Origin of the sequence: Nitrosomonas europaea, from assembly GCF_900167395.1 — a bacterium.
Classification (GTDB): domain Bacteria; phylum Pseudomonadota; class Gammaproteobacteria; order Burkholderiales; family Nitrosomonadaceae; genus Nitrosomonas; species Nitrosomonas europaea.
The window spans coordinates 1-13027 of sequence record NZ_FUWK01000023.1 but is presented as its reverse complement, the minus strand read 5'-3'; the positions used below and the strand labels follow the sequence as shown (position 1 = coordinate 13027).

Genomic DNA, 13027 nt, shown 5'->3' with positions numbered 1-13027 from the left:
TTATAATACTTAAACAGCAGCAGCACCGCCCACGATTTCTGACAATTCCTTGGTAATGGCTGCCTGACGAGACTTGTTATAAATGAGCGTCAGCTCATCAATCAGGTTACCTGCATTATCAGATGCCGCTTTCATTGCAACCATCCTTGCCGATTGTTCTGAAGCCATGTTCTCAGCAACTGCCTGGTATACGAGCGCCTCTATATACCTGACCATGATATCGTCGATAACCGGTTTTGCCTCAGGTTCATAAATATAATCCCACGGTGCACGGGTAGGTCTGGCTTCGCCATCCTCACTACTGATACGATCATCAGTCAAGGGAAGAAGCTGCTCCATAACCGGCATCTGCTTCATTGTATTAATAAAGCGGTTATAGAAAATATATACCCTATCCAACTGGCCTTCTGTATATGCATCCAAGACTACCTTGACTGCACCAATCAACCTTTCCATATTAGGTGCATCACCCAACCCGGTTACTTGTGAGATTACCTGAGTACCAAGGCGGCTCATGAACCCCAAACCCTTGTTACCTATGCAGCAAGCATCTACATGATTACCTTCGGTTTCCCACGTTCGAATTTCATTGAGTGCTCTACGCAGCACATTCGTGTTCAACCCGCCACACAAACCTTTATCTGAAGTTACAACAATGATTCCCACTCTTTTAACAGAGTCACGACTTATCAGAAAAGGATGGCGATACTCAACACTGGCATTACTCATATGTGCAGCCACGTTGCGTATCTTCTCGCCATAAGGACGCGCTTTCTTCATACGATCCTGCGCCTTCCTCATTTTGGAAGCGGCAACCATTTCCATGGCACGTGTAATCTTTTGCGTATTTTTAACGCTTTTGATTTTATTGCGTATCTCTCTGCTGCTGGGCATTGGTTAATATGTTCCGTTTTGCTTGAATTCCTGAATGGCTGCTTCTAACGCTTTTTCTGTTTCTGCATCAAGTTCTTTGCTGGCTTCAATCTTATCCAGTATTGCACCATGATGACTGCGAATATGACTTTTCAATGCCGACTCAAAAGCAAGTGCACGCTTTATATCAACATCATCAAAGTAACCCTTGTTTAAGGCAAACAGCGTCAACGCCATCTCTGAAACTTTCAACGTCGCGTACTGGCTTTGTTTCATTAACTCCGTAGCCATTTTTCCACGCTCCAGCTGCTTGCGTGTGGCTTCATCGAGATCAGAAGCAAATTGTGCGAAAGCAGCAAGTTCACGATATTGAGCCAGCGCCAAACGAATCCCGCCACCCAATTTTTTAATCACCTTGGTTTGTGCGGCGCCGCCCACCCGGGATACAGAAATACCAGCATTGATTGCCGGGCGTATCCCTGCGTTAAATAAATCAGATTCCAGGAATATCTGCCCATCCGTAATTGAAATAACATTAGTCGGCACGAATGCCGTTACGTCACCTGCCTGTGTTTCAATGATAGGTAAAGCCGTCAGCGACCCGGTTTTTCCTTTTACCTTTCCACCAGTGGCTTTTTCAACATAATCAGCATTGACTCTTGCCGCTCTTTCCAGCAAACGGGAGTGAAGATAAAAGACATCCCCCGGATAAGCTTCACGACCCGGTGGACGACGCAACAGCAGAGAAATCTGACGATAAGCCCATGCCTGCTTGGTCAAATCATCATAAACAATGAGTGCATCCTGCCCTTTATCACGAAAATATTCACCCATGGTACAACCGGAATAGGGTGCGATATACTGCATAGCCGCTGATTCAGAAGCAGAAGCAACCACGACAATCGTATATGCCATGGCACCAACTTCTTCAAGCTTCCGTACGACGTTTGCAATCGATGATGCTTTCTGACCGATTGCCACATAGATACAGATTACATCCTCACCCTTCTGGTTGATGATTGCATCGATTGCCACTGCCGTCTTACCAGTTTGACGATCTCCAATGATCAGTTCGCGCTGCCCTCTTCCGACTGGAACCATTGAATCAATTGATTTCAACCCTGTCTGCACCGGCTGATCTACCGATTTACGCCATACGACACCAGGAGCTATCTTTTCTATCGGCTCTGTTCCCTCTGCAGCAATGGGTCCTTTTCCATCTATTGGCTGCCCCAAAGCATTGACGACACGACCTAATAATGCCTCACCTACCGGAACTTCGAGAATTCTACTGGTACATTTAACGATATCTCCTTCTTTCAGATGCTCGTACGCACCCAAGATAACCGCACCGACCGAATCACGCTCCAGATTGAGTGCCAAGCCAAATGTCCCACCCGGAAATTCCAGCATTTCACCCTGCATTACGTCGGAAAGACCATGCACACGAACGATACCATCTGTCAGTGATACAATGGTTCCCTGCGTACGAAATTCCGATGTAACGGAAAGGCCCTCAATTTTACTTTTGATTAATTCACTGATTTCTGATGGATTTAACTGCATTTTTTATAACTCCTAGCTTTTGAGCGCCGTCGCCATGGCTTCCAGCTTTCCGTGCACAGAACTATCGACTACCTGATCACCAATTTTAATTCTTACACCACCAATGAGCTCGCTATCAACACTTACTTCCGCTTTAACTTTTCGCTGAAATTTTGCTTCAAGAATTGAAACAAGCTTTTCCAACTGGCCAGAATCAAGCGGGAATGCCGACACTACTTCAGCCTCCAATATACTTTCGTGCTGCGCTTTAAGCTGTTCAAACAACTCATGGATCTGTGGCATTACCAGCAATCGTTGATTATCGATCAATAGCGATACCAATCGTTTGCCATCCTCATTCAGTTTTTTACCACACACGCTGAAAATAATTTCACGCAACTTTACTGAAGAAATCAGTGGATTACTGATCAGCTCTCTTATCTGAGACTCCCGAACGATTGAATTAACAGCATCAAGCGTCTCTGACCAGGAAAACAAAGACCCACTTTCCCTAGCAAGCTTGAAAACTGCTTCTGCGTATGGTCGTGCAATTGTTATCGCTTCAGCCATTTATTTTAACTCTGCCTCTATTGATGCCAGCAAATCTGCATGAACCTTGGCATTCACTTCCCGACGAAGAATTTTTGATGCACCTTGCACCGCCAACCCTGCTACCTGCTGACGCAAAGATTCACGCGCACTGAAGGTTTCATGCTGAATTTCCGCCTTGGCTCCCGCTATGATTTTTTCCCCTTCAATCCGGGCATTTTGCTTGGCTTCCTCTATGATGTCCGAAGCTCTTTTTTCCGCCTGAATAACGATCTCACTCGCACGTTGCTTAGCTTCCTTCAGCACTTCCGATGAACGCTGACTGGCAAGCTCCAACTCTTTTTTACCACGCTCACCTGCCGCCAAACCATCCGCTATTTTCTGCTGACGTTCCTCTATCGCACGCAACAGATACGGCCATACAAACCTGGCGGTGAACAATATAAACAGGGAAAAGGCTATTGCTTGCGAGATCAATGTGAAATTTATATTCATAACAACCCTTTATTCATTCACCTCGGTAACAAATTCAATAGACTACTTACTGAATAACAGCCAGCAGCGGATTACCAAACGCAAATAACATTGCCAGACCCACGGCGATAATGAACGAAGCATCGGTCAGCCCCAGAAGCAGAAATACCTTGCCTTGCAGAGTTGGAATCATTTCAGGCTGACGAGCCGCACCTTCCAGAAATCTACCGCACATCACACCCACACCGATACAAGCACCCGCAGCACCCAGACCAATCATCAGCCCGATACCGATCCCTGTATACGCCTGAATCATTGCAAGAAATTGAGCGTTTTCCATATTTTTTCCTCTAGTTCAAGTTGATAACAAAAATCTTACTAATTAATGCGATTCATGAGCCATTGAAAGGTAAACCACCGCCAACATCATAAAAATAAATGCCTGCAAAACCACAATCAATATATGAAATATCGCCCAACCAGCGCCAAGTATGGCGCCAAAAAATGTACCGGTTACGCCTGTCGCCGCCCACATTCCCAACAGCATAAAAATAATCTCACCAGCGTACATATTTCCGAACAACCGTAACGAATGTGACAACGGCTTCGAAATATACTCAATCACATTAAGTAACAGATTAAAGGGCCATAACAACGGATTCTTACCAAATGGAGTACATACCAGCTCTGTAACCCACCCCCCAAATCCTTTAACCTTGATAGCAAAATAAATGGTCAGTATCCAGATAGACAACGCCAGCGCAAAGGTTGTATTGACATCGGCAGTTGGCACACTTCTCCAGTTATGGAGCCCAAAAATATGCTCATAAATCCATGCCATGATGTCGATAGGCAGAAAATCCATCGCATTCAACAGAAGAACCCAGACAAATATAGTCAACGCTGCAGGAGCCACAAATGCGTGGCGATTTCCATGAAATGTCGTCTTTACCTGATCATCAATAAATTCGATCAATAACTCAACGAATGCCTGTGTCTTGCTGGGAACTCCTGATGTGGCTTTTCTGACAACCATCCAGATCAAACCCAGACTGACCACCCCAAGCAGCACCGACATGAACAGCGTATCTGTATGCAACACCCAGAACGCACCATCACCAACACTAATTGTGTGATTTGTCAGATGGTGCTGTATATATGTTGTAGGATTTAACTCAGCTTCTGAAGACATTTATTTACCCTTACACACTTTTGATCAGAGCATTTTATTTATTTAATTTTTCAGGCACAAACACTGCCATGCTTGATATCAATACAGCAACGACAAATGAACCAATAAACATGACAGGCTGCAAACCCTCGAATATCGCGAATACGGCCCAAAGCGACATTATGATTATGAATATCTTTACAGTTTCAGCACGTAAAGCAGTACGCAAAGTTCCACTCGCTGAATAACCGCTGTGCCTCGATACCAGAATCGCATATACCGCCCCGGCAATCACACTGATGATTGCACCGAGAAATCCTGAAATTGCAGCATTCACTCCTGAAAGCAGGCCACACAAAACGGCAGCCAGTATTGCAAACGCCAGCTGCCAGAATATAATGATTTTTAACGGCCTGCTTTTAATCGGGAACATTCACTCCAACGGGCACAGCAAGAAGAAATGCCGCAACAAAAAGTGCGGCGATTCTACCTTGATCACCTTACCTAGTCAATCAATGCAAAAGGGCAATATCATTTTTGATTCGTGGCTTCTATCTCGAGTTTCTGGAATCCCCGGATTACCAGTGCTTCTGTACGCTCAAATGCATTTTGGCAGTATTACGCATATAGATATAACTCCTCTCCAGAAAGTATCTAATTTTTTGAAGTTTATCCGCCGATCAAGTAAAATTACACAGCCTGATATCCAGGCATCTTCAAAAAAGAAGACCGTTTTATGCGATCGTCATCATGACATGCATATTTGTTAATCCCTTGCCTTACTTGTTTAATGTAACCAGAAGGCTTTACCTATAAGGAAATCATGAGGCATTACGAAATCGTATTTATTGTCCACCCTGATCAGAGTGAGCAAGTATCTGCGATGACTGAGCGCTACAGCAATATCGTCACTGGCAGATCCGGAAAAATTCACAGGCTGGAAGATTGGGGACGCAGGCAGTTAACCTATCCTATACAAAAGCTGCATAAAGCACATTACGTGCTGATGAATATCGAGTGCGACCAAGAGTCCTTGAATGAACTGGAACACAGCTTTAAATTTAACGACGCCATCCTTCGTCATCTCGTCATTCGTATGAATGGCCCGATCACAACCCCTTCTCCGATGATGCAGGAAGGAAAATCCAGACCACCCCATTCCTCAGATGAGGATAGTGAGAATACTGCTCCAGCCAAAGCAAAAACGGCTGATTCTCCCGGCGAAGATACCCGAACAACCGAGGAAAGTGATCCCAAACCCTGATCCGGAATCATCGATCAACCGGAATCAGGTGATTATCAGTGGAACAATCACTGATCTGGCTTCACCTCGTTATACACCTGCCGGCCTCATGATTGCCGAATTCAAGCTGAGTCATTGTTCAAATCAGCAGGAAGCAGGTATTCAACGTAGAATCGAGTTTGAATTTGAAGCGATCGCCATAGCAGAAACAGCTGAAAAAATTATTCGTATAGGATCTGGCAGTAACGTCGAAATTACCGGTTTCATTGCTAAAAAAAACCGTTTGAGCAATCAGCTGGTTTTACATGTACGTGACACCCGGATCATCTGAAATAAAATACCAGACACGCACTAGTGGAGAAACGATATGAGATTCTCAAGAAACAAGGATGCAGACAAAAGGATGAAAGACCGGATGGCAAACCGGCCTCTTTTCAAACGCAAGAAATTTTGCCGTTTCACTGCTGAAGGAATCAAGCATATCGATTATAAAGATATCGATTTACTGAAAGACTTCGTCAGTGAAAACGGTAGGATCATTCCAGCCAGAATTACCGGCACGCGTGCATATTATCAGCGGCAGTTGAACCTCGCCATCGAGCGCGCCCGCTTTCTTGCACTGCTACCTTATACTGATCAGCACTAAGCAACCAGGAGAGACAACATGCAAGTAATTTTGTTGGAAAAAATCGCCAAATTGGGCTCACTGGGCAGTATCGTAAACGTCAAACCGGGCTATGCCCGCAATTATCTGATCCCACAAGGAAAAGCCAGAAGAGTAACCGAGAAGGTCATTGCCGAGTTTGAAGCACAGCGCGCGGAACTGGAGAAAAAGCAATCCGAGATTTTAGCAGCTGCCAGCGCACAAGCAGCCAGACTGGATGGCTTGCTCGTTCAGATATCCCAGAAAGCAGGAGTAGATGGCAAGCTTTTTGGTTCGGTTACCAGTGCAAATATCACTGAGGAATTGCGCAAGCAGGATTTTCCAGTTGAAAAATCCATGATTCGCATGCCTGAGGGACAAATCAAACAGATAGGTGATTATACAGTCACCGTTGTACTTCACAGCGAAGTATCGGCACATATTACCGTATCAGTATTGGGCGAAACGACAATCTGATATCCCTGGTAAGCATCAAACAAAGAAAGGACTGTCTCTGGTCCTTTTTTTGTTTCCGCATCAAAATGGTACTATCCTGATTCTGCTCTTAGCCCTTAATCGTCCCCATGAATCAACTCACCAGCAGCTTTATCCAGAACCTTGCCGAAGATAATATCTATAAACTTCCGCCACACTCTATCGAGGCTGAACAATCCGTCCTGGGCGGGCTCATGCTGGATAATCAGGCCTGGGATAAAGTAGCGGACATCATCATCGAAAGTGACTTTTATCGTCAGGATCATCAACTCATTTACCAGCATATCTCCCGGCTCATAGAGCAGAACAAACCGGCAGATGTCATTACCGTTGCCGAATCTCTCGAAAATGCAGCCCAACTGCAACATGCAGGAGGGCTGGCCTATATCGGTGCCATTGCACAGAATACCCCGTCTGCAGCCAACATTCGCCGGTACGCAGAAATTGTCCGGGAACGCTCGATCATGCGCAAGCTGGCACAAGTCAGCACACAAATCACTGACTCGGCCTACAACCCGGCAGGCCGCTCAGCAGGTGATCTGCTGGATGAAGCGGAAAGCAGAATATTTGAGATTGCAGAACAAAGTGCACATGGCAAACAGGGATTTGTCGATATCCAGCCACTGCTGAAACAGGTAGTAGAGCGAATCGAAGTACTCTATAACCGCAGCAATCCCAGTGATATCACCGGTATCCCCTCTGGTTTCAATGACCTCGACCAGAAAACTTCCGGCTTCCAGCCCGGCGATCTGATTATTGTTGCCGGACGGCCTTCGATGGGAAAAACAGCCTTTGCTCTCAATATCGGTGAGCATGTCGCACTGGAAACCAGCAAACCGGTAGCCGTGTTCAGCATGGAAATGGGAGGTGTGCAGCTTGCCATGCGTATGCTGGGATCCATCGGCCGACTGGATCAGCATAAAATGCGTACCGGCCAACTGAATGATGATGACTGGCCGAGGCTTACCCACGCACTGGGTAAACTGAATGATGCACCGATATTCATCGATGAAAGTGCAGGATTAAACTCTCTGGAACTGCGCGCCCGCGCCCGGCGCTTGTACCGGCAACATGAAGGGCTGGGGCTCATCATTATCGACTACCTGCAACTGATGTCAGCCACCTCACCCGGCAGTGAAAACCGTGCTGCCGAAATTTCGGAAATTTCACGCTCACTGAAAGCACTGGCAAAAGAACTGCAGGTTCCCGTAATCGCTTTGTCACAGTTGAACCGTGGCCTCGAACAACGTCCCAACAAACGCCCGATCATGTCTGATTTGCGTGAATCAGGCGCCATCGAACAGGACGCCGATGTGATCCTGTTTATTTATCGGGATGAAGTTTACAACCCGGATACTCCAGACAAAGGTATCGCAGAAATCATCATAGGCAAGCAGCGTAACGGGCCGATTGGCAAGGTCGATCTCACCTTTCTGGGAGAATTTACCAGATTCGAGAACTGCGCCCGCACTGCTGATTACTATTGAGATACTGATCTGGCGCGTATCCGGATAATCAGCTTATATCCATACGGCGGTATTGAATGGCTTCCGCCACATGTTTTCCCAGAACAGGCTCACTGCCTGATAAATCCGCAATGGTTCGAGCCAGTTTCAGTATCCTGTGATAAGCCCGTGCCGACATATTCAGGCGAGTCATAGCCCGTTCCAGCATGCATTTACCCTCTGCATCCGGATGACAAAGTTTTTCTATCTCCTGCACCCTCAGCTCCGTGTTGGGTACATTTTGACGATCCAACTGACGCTGCCGGGCAACAGTCGTCCTTGACCGGATAACGGCACTCGGTTCACCCGGCCCCGGGCGCAACAAATCTTCCTTCGGCAAAGCAGGCACTTCGATCTGAATATCGATACGATCCAGCAGCGGGCCAGATATTTTGCCGCGATAGCGCGCCACCTGATCAGGCGTACAACGGCACTTTCCCTCGTAATGCCCGAGATAACCACAGGGGCAGGGGTTCATCGCAGCGATGAGCTGGAATCTGGCCGGAAAATCTGCGCGCTGTGTAGCTCGTGAAATGGTAATGTAACCGGATTCGAGCGGTTCACGCAGCACTTCCAGCACTCGCCGGTCAAATTCAGGCAGCTCATCGAGAAATAAAACACCATTCATTGCCAGTGAAATCTCACCCGGACGTGGAATACCCCCTCCACCGACCAGTGCTACCGCAGATGCCGTATGATGCGGTGCCCGGAAAGGGCGACGCTTCCAGTCAGTCAAATTGAATCTGCCGCTGCCCAAAGATTGAATGGCAGCCGATTCAAGCGCCTCCTGCCCGGTCATGGGCGGCAGAATACCCGGTATACGCCGTGCCAGCATGGATTTACCGGTACCTGGCGGCCCGATCATCAGCACACTGTGACCACCTGCTGCCGCAATCTCCAATGCACGCTTTGCCTGCATCTGGCCTTTGACCTCTCCCATATCCGGGTAGCTGCCTGCAGTTTCCTCATCATTCGGCTTGGTACTGTAGGGTTCCCACGCTTTCTGACCGGTCAAATAAGCGCACAACTGCAACAATGAAGTAGCGGGATAAATCTTCGCCTCCTGAACCAGCGCCGCTTCCCCGGCATTCTGTTCCGGCAACACGAAACCGCGACCTGAACGGGATGCACTGTAGGTCATGGCCAATGCACCACGAATGGGACGCAGCCGGCCATCGAGTGATAATTCTCCCGCCCATTCGTACTGATTCAGCCTGTCTGCGGGAATTTGCCCACTGGCAGCCAATATACCCAAGGCGATCGGCAGATCGAAACGCCCGCTTTCCTTGGGTAAATCAGCTGGAGCCAGATTGACGGTAATCCGCCGTGCAGGAAATTTGAAACGCCCGTTCAGTATGGCAGCGTGTACTCTATCCTTACTCTCTCTGACTTCCGTCTCAGGGAGACCAACAATGGTAAATTTTGGAAGACCATTGGAAAGATGCACCTCAACAGTTACCAGAGGCGCGTCCATGCCACATAATGCACGGCTGTAAAGAATGGCCAGTGACATGGAGAAGATCGATCACTCAAACAAAATACAAGTGTCGCTTATCAACATCCTGCACAACTGGCGCCCGTTATTACCCGTTACGGTTGTGTTTCGCAACAGGCATCTCCCGTTTCATTCGATGAAACCACTTCTGCCGGCTGCTGTAATTGTTGTTCCAGTTTGCGTACTTTTTCTTCCAGTTCAGCCAATTTGATACGTGTGCGTTTAATAACCTCCTGCTGCACATCGAATTCTTCGCGTGTAACCAGGTCCAGCCGTGCAAAGGCACCGGTCAGCATGGCCCGCATATTTTTCTCGACATCTCTGGCTGGACTGCTGGCCAGAATTTCGTTTACCTTGCTGCCGATCTCGTTTAACACATTTTTATCCAACATCTCTTCTCTCTCCATTAAAATTTCAAAGTCTTATCATCGGCTTCCGGGATAAAATCTCATATTTTCAATCAACAGGCAAACACAAATCAGCAGCTTCCGCCTCAATCGGCAATCAATATAAAAGCTGCTTCCTCTACCTTAACCAATCAGCTTCGATGGATCGTCTGCAACTTCTGGAATACTGGCTGAAAGCCCTTTATCCCGATCAGCCCTGCACTTTGTCGCCTGCCTCGGCGGATGCCAGTTTTCGCCGCTATTTTCGTGCATCTCTTCCCGGAAAAACACTGATCGTGATGGATGCTCCGCCACAGCAGGAAGACTGCCGGCCGTTCTTGCATGCAGCCAGCATTTTTTCCCGTGCATCCGTTCATGTACCCGCCATCGTCGCACAAGACCTGAATCAAGGTTTTTTACTGCTGTCCGACCTCGGCACCACCACTTACCTGCAGGCACTGACTGCAGCCCCTGAAAATGCCAACCGGCTTTACCAGGATGCCATTGACGCATTGATCAAAATCCAGTGTGCCAGCCAGAAAAATATATTCCCCGAGTACGACCGGATACTGCTTTCCCGCGAGCTGGAGCTTTTTCCTGACTGGTACATGACACGACACCTGCACGCCCCGCCGGACGATGATCAGAAAAATACACTAAAGACCGTTTTCAACCTGATTCTCGCTAATAATCTCGCACAACCGCAAGTGTTCGTACACCGAGACTACCACAGCCGCAATCTGATGGTATCCACCCCCAACCCGGGAATCATCGATTTTCAGGATGCCGTTCTGGGGCCCATCACCTATGATCTGGTATCCCTGTTCAAAGATGCCTACATACAATGGGAAGAAGCACAAATACTGGACTGGATGATCCGCTACTGGGAAAAAGCGCGCCACGCCGGACTGCCGGTTGCAACCGATTTCTCGATTTTCTACCGGGATTTTGAATGGATGGGAGTACAGCGGCATCTCAAGGTACTGGGAATCTTTGCCCGACTTTGCTACCGGGATAACAAGCCCACCTACCTGCAAGACATGCCCGCAATCATGCAATATCTGCGGCAAACCTGCGAACGCTACAGTGAGCTCCATCCATTGAGCCGATTGCTGGATCGACTGGAAGACAGGCAGGCTGAAACCGGCTACACATTCTGATTGAATCCATCACAGATGTTCAAAATCATGATACTGGCTGCAGGCAAGGGAAAGCGCATGCAGCCGCTCACCGATACCTGCCCCAAGCCTCTGCTGCAGGTGGGCGGAAAAATGTTGATCGAGTACCATCTGGAAAAACTGGCGCAGGCAGGCTTCACCAATGTGGTCATCAACCACGCCTACCTCGGCAGCATGATCGAAGCTGCACTGCAGGATGGCAAACGCTATGGCCTCCATATCCACTATTCACCAGAAACCCTTGTACTGGAAACTGCGGGCGGAATTGCCAACGCATTACCCCTGCTCACCACCCCCGATAAAAACCAGCCATTTGCTGCCATCAACGCCGATATTTTCTGTGACATGGATTTCTCTATCCTGCAGCCGGTTCTGCAATCCATGCAATCACACCCGACACACACGGTGGCACACCTGATTCTGGTGGATAACCCCCCTCATCACCCTGAAGGAGACTTTTTCCTACACGACGATACCGGCAAACTGGTTGAATCAGCTCGCCCTGATTGCCAGAAACTCACTTTCAGTGGTATTGGGGTCTATCATCCGATACTTTTCGAAAATGTGCCCTCCGGCCGAGCCGAGAAACTCGCCCCCCTACTGCGCCAGGCCATTGCTGCCGGGAAAGCCACCGGCTCATATTTTCCGGGCTTGTGGTTGGACATCGGCACCCCTGAACGCCTGCATCAGCTCGATACCACGCTCAACCGTTCGGACCGACACACGTAAAGCCGGCAGTTCCTCATAAAAAATAGATAGAATCATCTGGTTACTACTGATTTATGCCAAAAACAAAAATGAAAGCATTCCCGCACACCTGCTTAAAGCAATTAAGGAAAAAATAACATGCCAATGACCGAAAAAGAATTGAAGGAACGTGATGCCAAGCGCGATCTGGGTGCCGAACTGCTGGAATCCGTCGTACAAATGAAATCAGGGCATGCGGGCCGGATTCATAAAGTTGAAATTTCCCCTGTTACTGCAGCACGACTGAAATCCGGCCTGTCACAGGCTGATTTTGCCAGACTGTTAGGCGTATCAATCAGAACCTTACAGGATTGGGAACAAGGTCGCCGTCAACCGAGTGGCGCAGCCAGGACATTAATTACCATTGCCGAACGCCGGCCTGATGTACTGAAAGAAATTACCTTATAGCGGCTTGTTTTCAGTAGATATCGAATTAAAAATAATCACCTCTAACGATAGGTCGTATAGAACGAGCCCCCATACGGTACAGAAAGAACAAAAAAACGGCTAGTATCGTCAAAAATCGTATTTGTTCGTGTACAGGAGATGCGCACAGGCAAAGGTCACAATATCGAAATTAAACAAAGTCAAATGGCTCAAACCCTAAACAATAATCGACTTTAGTCGATTATTTGTAGTAGTTGAGATCTGATCTGACAGTTACCCGATTTGACGAGTGCCTGTTAGATCAGATTCAGTTATTCAATTCGGTAATTTTATCGT

18 protein-coding genes are annotated in these 13027 nt (G+C 47.7%); 9 read left to right on the top strand and 9 right to left on the bottom strand.

Going from position 1 to position 13027, the window contains the following annotated elements:
- Positions 1–9: 9 nt before the first annotated feature.
- From atpG to B5D58_RS08105, 7 genes are read right to left on the bottom strand one after another with little or no spacing between them, the layout of a single operon-like run.
- Entirely contained in the window at positions 10–894 is an 885-nt protein-coding gene (gene atpG, locus B5D58_RS08135; RefSeq protein ID WP_011110850.1) for a F0F1 ATP synthase subunit gamma, read from the bottom strand.
- 3 nt (positions 895–897) lie between these two features.
- Positions 898–2439: a F0F1 ATP synthase subunit alpha gene (gene atpA, locus B5D58_RS08130; RefSeq protein WP_011110849.1), complete on the bottom strand. Its 1542-nt coding sequence runs from the start codon at positions 2437–2439 to the stop codon at positions 898–900.
- 12 nt (positions 2440–2451) lie between these two features.
- Complete coding sequence (locus B5D58_RS08125; RefSeq protein WP_011110848.1) at positions 2452–2988, bottom strand: F0F1 ATP synthase subunit delta; 537 nt, start codon at positions 2986–2988, stop codon at positions 2452–2454.
- On the bottom strand, positions 2989–3462 hold the full coding sequence (locus B5D58_RS08120; RefSeq protein WP_011110847.1) for a F0F1 ATP synthase subunit B: 474 nt from the start codon (positions 3460–3462) through the stop codon (positions 2989–2991).
- A gap of 46 nt (positions 3463–3508) precedes the next feature.
- Complete coding sequence (atpE, locus tag B5D58_RS08115; RefSeq protein ID WP_011110846.1) at positions 3509–3781, bottom strand: F0F1 ATP synthase subunit C; 273 nt, start codon at positions 3779–3781, stop codon at positions 3509–3511.
- 42 nt (positions 3782–3823) lie between these two features.
- Entirely contained in the window at positions 3824–4633 is an 810-nt protein-coding gene (gene atpB, locus B5D58_RS08110) for a F0F1 ATP synthase subunit A (RefSeq protein WP_011110845.1), read from the bottom strand.
- A 34-nt stretch (positions 4634–4667) separates the two neighbouring features.
- Entirely contained in the window at positions 4668–4970 is a 303-nt protein-coding gene (locus B5D58_RS08105) for an ATP synthase subunit I (protein WP_234989037.1), read from the bottom strand.
- On the opposite strand from B5D58_RS08105, the gene B5D58_RS14105 reads away from it, so the two are divergent.
- The 6 genes from B5D58_RS14105 (at position 4912) to dnaB (ending at position 8480) form a co-directional block, all read left to right on the top strand.
- Complete coding sequence (locus B5D58_RS14105) at positions 4912–5382, top strand: hypothetical protein (protein WP_234989039.1); 471 nt, start codon at positions 4912–4914, stop codon at positions 5380–5382. The genes B5D58_RS08105 and B5D58_RS14105 overlap by 59 nt on opposite strands.
- A gap of 53 nt (positions 5383–5435) precedes the next feature.
- Entirely contained in the window at positions 5436–5876 is a 441-nt protein-coding gene (gene rpsF / locus B5D58_RS08100; RefSeq protein WP_011110843.1) for a 30S ribosomal protein S6, read from the top strand.
- Entirely contained in the window at positions 5860–6186 is a 327-nt protein-coding gene (priB, locus tag B5D58_RS08095; protein WP_011110842.1) for a primosomal replication protein N, read from the top strand. The genes rpsF and priB overlap by 17 nt, the downstream gene beginning before the upstream one ends.
- A gap of 36 nt (positions 6187–6222) precedes the next feature.
- Positions 6223–6501, top strand: coding sequence for a 30S ribosomal protein S18 (gene rpsR / locus B5D58_RS08090; RefSeq protein ID WP_011110841.1), 279 nt, complete (start codon positions 6223–6225; stop codon positions 6499–6501).
- An 18-nt stretch (positions 6502–6519) separates the two neighbouring features.
- Positions 6520–6975 carry a 50S ribosomal protein L9 gene (gene rplI / locus B5D58_RS08085; RefSeq protein ID WP_011110840.1) on the top strand — a complete coding sequence of 152 codons (456 nt, stop codon included), beginning with the start codon at positions 6520–6522 and terminating at the stop codon, positions 6973–6975.
- Positions 6976–7082: 107 nt separating this feature from the next.
- Positions 7083–8480, top strand: coding sequence for a replicative DNA helicase (gene dnaB / locus B5D58_RS08080; RefSeq protein WP_011110839.1), 1398 nt, complete (start codon positions 7083–7085; stop codon positions 8478–8480).
- 28 nt (positions 8481–8508) lie between these two features.
- Here the strand turns inward: dnaB and B5D58_RS08075 are convergent, their stop codons facing one another.
- Entirely contained in the window at positions 8509–10011 is a 1503-nt protein-coding gene (locus B5D58_RS08075; protein WP_011110838.1) for a YifB family Mg chelatase-like AAA ATPase, read from the bottom strand.
- 77 nt (positions 10012–10088) lie between these two features.
- Entirely contained in the window at positions 10089–10385 is a 297-nt protein-coding gene (locus tag B5D58_RS08070; RefSeq protein ID WP_011110837.1) for an accessory factor UbiK family protein, read from the bottom strand.
- Positions 10386–10540: 155 nt separating this feature from the next.
- Between B5D58_RS08070 and B5D58_RS08065 the strand changes: the two genes are divergently transcribed.
- The 3 genes from B5D58_RS08065 (at position 10541) to B5D58_RS08050 (ending at position 12712) form a co-directional block, all read left to right on the top strand.
- Entirely contained in the window at positions 10541–11539 is a 999-nt protein-coding gene (locus B5D58_RS08065) for an aminoglycoside phosphotransferase family protein (protein WP_011110836.1), read from the top strand.
- 15 nt (positions 11540–11554) lie between these two features.
- Positions 11555–12286, top strand: coding sequence for an N-acetylmuramate alpha-1-phosphate uridylyltransferase MurU (gene murU, locus B5D58_RS08060; RefSeq protein WP_041356937.1), 732 nt, complete (start codon positions 11555–11557; stop codon positions 12284–12286).
- Between the two features lie 117 nt (positions 12287–12403).
- The gene (locus B5D58_RS08050; RefSeq protein ID WP_011110834.1) at positions 12404–12712 is read left to right on the top strand and encodes a helix-turn-helix domain-containing protein; all 309 of its coding nucleotides are present in this window, start codon (positions 12404–12406) and stop codon (positions 12710–12712) included.
- Positions 12713–13027 lie beyond the last annotated feature (315 nt).

Coding starts and splice junctions, on each gene's coding strand:
- B5D58_RS08065 (WP_011110836.1), top strand. CDS start 10,541: ATGGATCGTCTGCAACTTCTGGAATACTGGCTGAAAGCCCTTTATCCC.
- B5D58_RS08070 (WP_011110837.1), bottom strand. CDS start 10,385: ATGTTGGATAAAAATGTGTTAAACGAGATCGGCAGCAAGGTAAACGAA.
- B5D58_RS14105 (WP_234989039.1), top strand. CDS start 4,912: ATGATTGCACCGAGAAATCCTGAAATTGCAGCATTCACTCCTGAAAGC.
- B5D58_RS08125 (WP_011110848.1), bottom strand. CDS start 2,988: ATGGCTGAAGCGATAACAATTGCACGACCATACGCAGAAGCAGTTTTC.
- B5D58_RS08120 (WP_011110847.1), bottom strand. CDS start 3,462: ATGAATATAAATTTCACATTGATCTCGCAAGCAATAGCCTTTTCCCTG.
- atpG (WP_011110850.1), bottom strand. CDS start 894: ATGCCCAGCAGCAGAGAGATACGCAATAAAATCAAAAGCGTTAAAAAT.
- atpA (WP_011110849.1), bottom strand. CDS start 2,439: ATGCAGTTAAATCCATCAGAAATCAGTGAATTAATCAAAAGTAAAATT.
- B5D58_RS08050 (WP_011110834.1), top strand. CDS start 12,404: ATGCCAATGACCGAAAAAGAATTGAAGGAACGTGATGCCAAGCGCGAT.
- murU (WP_041356937.1), top strand. CDS start 11,555: ATGTTCAAAATCATGATACTGGCTGCAGGCAAGGGAAAGCGCATGCAG.
- rplI (WP_011110840.1), top strand. CDS start 6,520: ATGCAAGTAATTTTGTTGGAAAAAATCGCCAAATTGGGCTCACTGGGC.
- B5D58_RS08075 (WP_011110838.1), bottom strand. CDS start 10,011: ATGTCACTGGCCATTCTTTACAGCCGTGCATTATGTGGCATGGACGCG.
- dnaB (WP_011110839.1), top strand. CDS start 7,083: ATGAATCAACTCACCAGCAGCTTTATCCAGAACCTTGCCGAAGATAAT.
- rpsR (WP_011110841.1), top strand. CDS start 6,223: ATGAGATTCTCAAGAAACAAGGATGCAGACAAAAGGATGAAAGACCGG.
- rpsF (WP_011110843.1), top strand. CDS start 5,436: ATGAGGCATTACGAAATCGTATTTATTGTCCACCCTGATCAGAGTGAG.
- atpE (WP_011110846.1), bottom strand. CDS start 3,781: ATGGAAAACGCTCAATTTCTTGCAATGATTCAGGCGTATACAGGGATC.
- atpB (WP_011110845.1), bottom strand. CDS start 4,633: ATGTCTTCAGAAGCTGAGTTAAATCCTACAACATATATACAGCACCAT.